The organism is Propionibacterium sp. (assembly GCF_047719395.1).
In the GTDB taxonomy this organism is placed as follows: Bacteria; Actinomycetota; Actinomycetes; order Propionibacteriales; family Propionibacteriaceae; genus Propionibacterium.
The window spans coordinates 1-5,398 of sequence record NZ_JBDNTB010000092.1 but is presented as its reverse complement, the minus strand read 5'-3'; the positions used below and the strand labels follow the sequence as shown (position 1 = coordinate 5,398).

5 protein-coding genes are annotated in these 5,398 nt (G+C 67.7%); 2 read left to right on the top strand and 3 right to left on the bottom strand.

All coding sequences use genetic code 11. The annotated features are described in order from the left end of the window. Nucleotides 1-135: 135 nt before the first annotated feature. Nucleotides 136-1,599, bottom strand: coding sequence for a GuaB1 family IMP dehydrogenase-related protein (locus ABF648_RS11750; RefSeq protein ID WP_415632433.1), 1,464 nt, complete (start codon nucleotides 1,597-1,599; stop codon nucleotides 136-138). Between the two features lie 141 nt (nucleotides 1,600-1,740). On the opposite strand from ABF648_RS11750, the gene ABF648_RS11745 reads away from it, so the two are divergent. After that, the gene (locus ABF648_RS11745) at nucleotides 1,741-2,268 is read left to right on the top strand and encodes a response regulator (RefSeq protein ID WP_415632432.1); all 528 of its coding nucleotides are present in this window, start codon (nucleotides 1,741-1,743) and stop codon (nucleotides 2,266-2,268) included. Then, nucleotides 2,268-3,317, top strand: a complete 1,050-nt coding sequence (trpD, locus tag ABF648_RS11740) for an anthranilate phosphoribosyltransferase (RefSeq protein WP_415632431.1) — start codon at nucleotides 2,268-2,270, stop codon at nucleotides 3,315-3,317. The genes ABF648_RS11745 and trpD overlap by 1 nt, the downstream gene beginning before the upstream one ends. A gap of 12 nt (nucleotides 3,318-3,329) precedes the next feature. On the opposite strand, the gene ABF648_RS11735 is transcribed toward trpD, so the two are convergent. Both ABF648_RS11735 and ABF648_RS11730 read right to left on the bottom strand, forming a co-directional pair. Continuing rightward, nucleotides 3,330-3,995, bottom strand: a complete 666-nt coding sequence (locus ABF648_RS11735) for a prepilin peptidase (protein WP_415632430.1) — start codon at nucleotides 3,993-3,995, stop codon at nucleotides 3,330-3,332. A 132-nt stretch (nucleotides 3,996-4,127) separates the two neighbouring features. Further along, the gene (locus ABF648_RS11730) at nucleotides 4,128-5,231 is read right to left on the bottom strand and encodes a GNAT family N-acetyltransferase (RefSeq protein ID WP_415632429.1); all 1,104 of its coding nucleotides are present in this window, start codon (nucleotides 5,229-5,231) and stop codon (nucleotides 4,128-4,130) included. Nucleotides 5,232-5,398: the final 167 nt, after the last annotated feature.

The window sequence follows — 5,398 nt, the reverse complement described above, 5'->3', positions numbered from 1 at the left end:
CCCCCCCCCCCCCCCCCCCCCCCCCCCCCCCCCCCCCCCCCCCCCCCCATCCGTTCCCGTGATGGCATTGCACATCTGCCTGGTACACGGGGTCAACGTGCAGTCCATCACGGGGACGCCAACTGCCAGGAGCTGTCAGGCCCAGCTCGTCGGGATCGGGCGTCCCTCCTCGAAACCGGCCAGCGACTGCACGCCGACAACCGCCTTCTCCTGGAACTCGGCGAGGGTCCGCGAGCCTGCATAGGTAAATGCCGAGCGCACCCCACTGGAGATGTAGTCCAGCAGGTCCTCCACCCCAGGGCGCGCCGGATCGAGGTACATCCTCGAGGACGAGATGCCCTCCTCGAACAGGGCGGCACGGGCCCGCTCGAAGGCCGAGTTGCCGCGCGTCCTGTTGCGCACGGCGCGCGCCGAGGCCATCCCGAAACTCTCCTTGTACTGCCGCCCGTCGGGGGCGCTGAGCAGATCCCCGGTGGACTCGTAGGTGCCGGCGAACCAGGAACCGATCATCACCGCGCCGCCGCCGGCCGCCAGCGCGAGGGCCACGTCGCGGGGGTGACGCACACCGCCATCCGCCCACACCGCTGCCTCCACGCTGGCGGCGGCCTCGGCGCACTCCAGCACTGCGGAGAACTGGGGACGTCCCACGCCTGTCTGCATGCGGGTGGTGCACATGGCGCCCGGCCCGACGCCCACCTTGACCACATCGGCGCCGGCCTCGACCAGATCCAGGGTGCCCTGGGCGGTCACCACATTGCCCGCCACGATCGGCACCCGGATCCCTGTCTCGTCGGCATGTCGATCACGGATCGGGCGCACCGCCTCCAGTGCCTCGATCATCCGCTTCTGGTGGCCGTGGGCGGTGTCCATCACCAGCACATCGGCGTGTGTCTTGAGCAGGGCCTCAGCCCGGTTCGCGGCGTCCCCGCTGATACCCACGGCAGTGCCGATCCGCAGGTGTCCCTGTTCGTCGAGGGCCGGTGCGTAGATGCCGCAGCGCACCGCACCCCTGGATGTCATCACTCCGACAAGCGCGCCCTCCTCGTCGATGGCGATCGCGATCTTGTGCCGGGTGCGGTCCAGAGTTTCGAAGACCTGCTGGGGATCGGCATCCTTGCTCACCGTCGTGAGGTCGGTGCTCATCACATCCCTGACCTGCAAGAAGCGATCCACGCCCTCGGCCTGCGCCGCCCCGATCCGTCCGATCGGATGGTTCTGTTCGTCCACCACGATGGCCTGGCCATGGGCGCGTTTCGGCACCAGATTCATGGCGTCGCCGACCGGCATCGTCGGATCCACCACCACAGGTGTCTCGAAGCGCACAGGCGCTCGCTTCACCCTCGCGATCGCCTCCACCACGATGTCTATCGGAATGTCCTGGGGAAGGATCGCGATGCCTCCACGGCGGGCCACGGTCTCGGCCATCCGCCGCCCGGAGATGGCCGTCATGTTGGCCACCACCAGCGGCAACGGCAGGTCGATGCCGTCCTGGCTGGTGAGATCGACATCGAGACGCGAGGTCACCGACGACCTGCTGGGTGCCATGAAGACGTCATTGTAGGTGAGGTCGTGGGCCGGGGGTTGGTTGAGAAAACGCACGACCCAATTGTGCAGGGGCGGCAAATCGTGCAGGACGGGCCGCCCCGGCAGGTCGTGGGACGGAAGCTCTCGCCTGCCGGCAGGGTAGCGGTAGCATGACGCGCGAGAAAGATACTTCCACGCCTAGCCGAGGACGGTTCGATGAGCAACGATGCCAGCTCCGGTCCCGCAGCAGATGACGCTGTTCTGAAAGTCATCGTGTACTCCGACGACAGGACGGTGCGTCACGCGGTGCGTCTCGCCCTGGGGCACAAGGTCGCCGCAGACCTGCCCGAGCTGGAGATCACCGAGTTCGCCACCCAGGCGGCATTGGTGAAAGCGGTCGACCATGAGCACTTCGACCTTGCGGTGCTGGACTCGGAGGCGGTTCCGGCCGGGGGCATGGGCATCGCCCACCAGATCAAGGACGAGATTCCCAATCCGCCTGCCATCGTGCTGCTGGTGGCCCGTGTCGCGGACGCGTGGCTGGCCTCGTGGTCGAACGCTGAGGCCATCTCGCCCTTCCCGGTGGATCCGGTGCGCCTTCCCGACACCGTCGCCGAGGTGGTGCGACGAGTGCGGCGCCATGAATCCACACAGATGTTGCCCGAGGTCTTCCCGGCCCCGGGCCAGTCGAGTCGGCACGGTGCTGACGACGACCACGATGTCCCAGAGGAGATGGTTCATTGATGTCCGAGCTGACCTGGCCAGGACTGCTCTCTGATCTGCTGGGAGGGCAGGATCTGGATCCTTCCCAGGCCGAATGGGCGATGGACCAGATCCTCACGGACAGTTCCAGCCCGGCGCAGATGGCCGGTTTCGTCGTGGCATTGAGGGCCAAGGGCGAGACGATCTCCGAGATCAGTGCGCTCGCCGATGTCATGCTCTCCAAGGCCACCCCGGTGGAGCTGTCGCCCGAGGCCGTGGACGTGGTGGGCACCGGCGGTGATCGCGCCAACACCGTGAATATTTCGACGATGGCAGCGATCGTGGCCGCATCGACCGGACGTCCGGTCATCAAGCACGGAAACCGGGCTGCCAGTTCGATGTGCGGTACTGCCGACTGCTTGGAGGCCCTGGGTGCAGTGCTCGAGGTGCCACCGGACAAGCAGCCCGAGGTGCTGGAGCGCGCCGGGATGGTCTTTCTGTTCGCGAAGCTCTATCACGCGTCACTGCGGTTCGCGGGCCCCACCCGCAAGGATCTGGGTATCCAGACCGTGTTCAACTTCCTGGGGCCATTGACCAATCCAGCGCATCCGAGGGCCCAGGCGATCGGCGTGGCTGACGGCCGGATGGCCGGGCTCATCGCCGGTGTACTCGCCGCGCGCGGAAACCGCGGCCTGGTCTTCCACGGCGAGGACGGCTTGGACGAGCTGACCACCACCAATCTCACCGATGTCTGGCTGATCTCCGGGGGTGAGATCAAGCAGACCACCCTCGATGCGACGGCGCTCGGGCTGGCCGCGGCGCATCCGGAGGATCTTGTCGGGGGCGATCCTCAGCACAATGCCGCCGTGGTGCGTTCGGTGCTCCGCAATGAGCAGGGCCCGGTGTTCGATGTCGTGATGCTCAACGCGGCCGCCGCAATGTTGGCTTTCGATGGCCCGAAGCTGGACGAGCCCCTTGAACAGCAGGTGCTGTCCCGTATCGACGAGGCCCGCGCGATCGTGGCCAATGGCCGGGCACAGGACTTCCTGGACAACTGGATCGCCGTCACGCACGAGGTCAGCGGCGCCTGAGCGGCGGGGAACTCACACCAGACCTGCCCACAGCTGCGCCGCCCAAGGGCCCGACCACAGCGCGGGGCCGTAGGCGAATGCTGTGCTGCGCCCTTTCAGGCGTGCGTGCACCACGCCCCAACAGGCTCCGACAAGACTCGCCGCCATCAGTGCGGCGAACCAGAAATCCGCGGACACCGCCCCGGTGAGACCCCCCATGCCGAGACTGAGCCGCACATCGCCGAAGCCGATGCCGGCGCCGAATCGCCACAACAACCAGAAGACCGTGGCCAGGACGAGGCCGCCGGCGAGCGCCCCGATGATCACTTCGACGCGTCCATCCAGCAGTGCCACCAGGCCGATCGCACAGCCGAGCTCCGTCAGACATATCCAGGTCATCCGGCGTGGCAGCCAGGTGGAGCGGGCGTCCACACCGATCAGCACGATCATTGCTGCCCACACGATCCACAGCGGGCGGTGGGCGGGACGCCCCAACACGCCGGCGAATTGGCAGATCGCTGCCACTGCGGCGCACACGGCGGTGAATCCCCACGTCGCCATGGCTGCGTATCGGGGTTTGGTGTCGGCGCCAGGAACACCGGGCTCGGGCTCTGGCTGGTGGGAGCGCAGCAATCGGGCATGCCCCAGCACCAGGGCGACGGCGATCAACGCGTCGAAGGCCCACTGCTGGCCAGACATGGCGGGAGTCTAGGCGAGCAGACCCCGGAAATTGCTGTGCTGTGGACAACGGTCCCGGGCAGCTTCGCTGGCACGATGGAGATGCTCCTGGGCATGCCAGCGGCCGACTCCCGGCTCGAGCCCAGATGATGCTCAGATGTGGGCGCCTCGCGCCAGGACGGCAGCGATATCGGGTCCCCGATAGTGCGGTCCCTTGAGGACCTTTCCGTCTGCGCGGTAGATGGGCTTGCCATCCGCGCCGAGCTTCGACATGTTGGATCTCTGCACCTCGGCCAGCACAGCGGGCAGATCGATCCCGGTCTCCAGCGCCATGCCGTAGATGACATAGACCAGGTCGGCGAGAGCATCGGCCGCTCCGACCACGTCGTGGGAGTCATCGGTGGCGTCGCGAGCAGCGTTGAAGGCCTCCTCGAGGAGGTCACGCGACGTTGCGCCATAGACAGCGCCGACCAGCTCCCCGAATTCCTCGGCGATCAGGCTCATCCGCATGTCCAGATGTGGGCGATCCAGACTCGGCGCGTCCTCGACGAGGGGCAGCCCGTAGATCCGGTGGAAGGTGCGCACCATGCCCTCCGGCAGGTCACCCTCCCGGCGGCTGTCGGCGTCCGTGGGCATCGCGGTGGTCCCGAAAGCCGCCTGGTCCTCGCGGTCCAGGGGCCCGTCCCAGGGACATGCTGGCTGGTGCAGGTCATCGGGCAGCAGGTCGGCCACCCAGACGTCCTGCCGGGTTCCACGGTGCAGAGCAGCTGCGCGCAGACGTCCCTGCTTGTGGAAGCCCAGTTTCCAGGCAACTCGCCAGCTGGCCCAATTGGGGGTCTGGCCGTCGAAGGTGCAGCGCCACTCAAGTCGTCGTGCCGCAAGCGGTCCGTGGGGATCGAATGCCTGCTCTGCAACGGCCCTGGTGGCGGCGGTCATGAGGCCTCGGCGCCTGGCCTGCCGTGATGTCCAGAAGCCGAGCTCCCAGCTGTCCGGGCTCTGCTGGGAGAGCGCAATCATTGCCAGCGGTCGCCCCTCGGTCGTTCCACGCACGGCCCAGGTGAGCATGGTGCCGCTCTGCCAGCCTTGGGGGACCATGATCTGGCAGAAGTTTTCCGCGTCCAGGCGTGTGTAGGGCGCTGGGAGTGCTGTCCAGCGTGCGATCTCCTCATCGTTGCATGCTTGCGCGACGGTATCGATGTCGTGCGCATCCGGCGGTGTCAGGACGATGCCGGGAGCGCTGGGGCTGAAGGGGAGCACGGGGTGGAGCGTAGCCTTCCCAGCGGCCTGCCGCCGTCGAATGGAGCTGCGACCGGTCGCGGTGGGACGGAATGCCGCCTGCCGCGGCTGGCGGCACTGCAGGGGCGCGACCGGGGGTTTGCCCGGTGCCCGGCGGGGGGGGGGGGGGGGTGCGCGGGCCGGCGCCG

Bases quoted from the DNA above. Each gene is read 5' to 3' on its own strand.
- ABF648_RS11745 (WP_415632432.1), top strand. From the start codon at position 1,741: ATGAGCAACGATGCCAGCTCCGGTCCCGCAGCAGATGACGCTGTTCTG.
- trpD (WP_415632431.1), top strand. From the start codon at position 2,268: ATGTCCGAGCTGACCTGGCCAGGACTGCTCTCTGATCTGCTGGGAGGG.
- ABF648_RS11735 (WP_415632430.1), bottom strand. From the start codon at position 3,995: ATGTCTGGCCAGCAGTGGGCCTTCGACGCGTTGATCGCCGTCGCCCTG.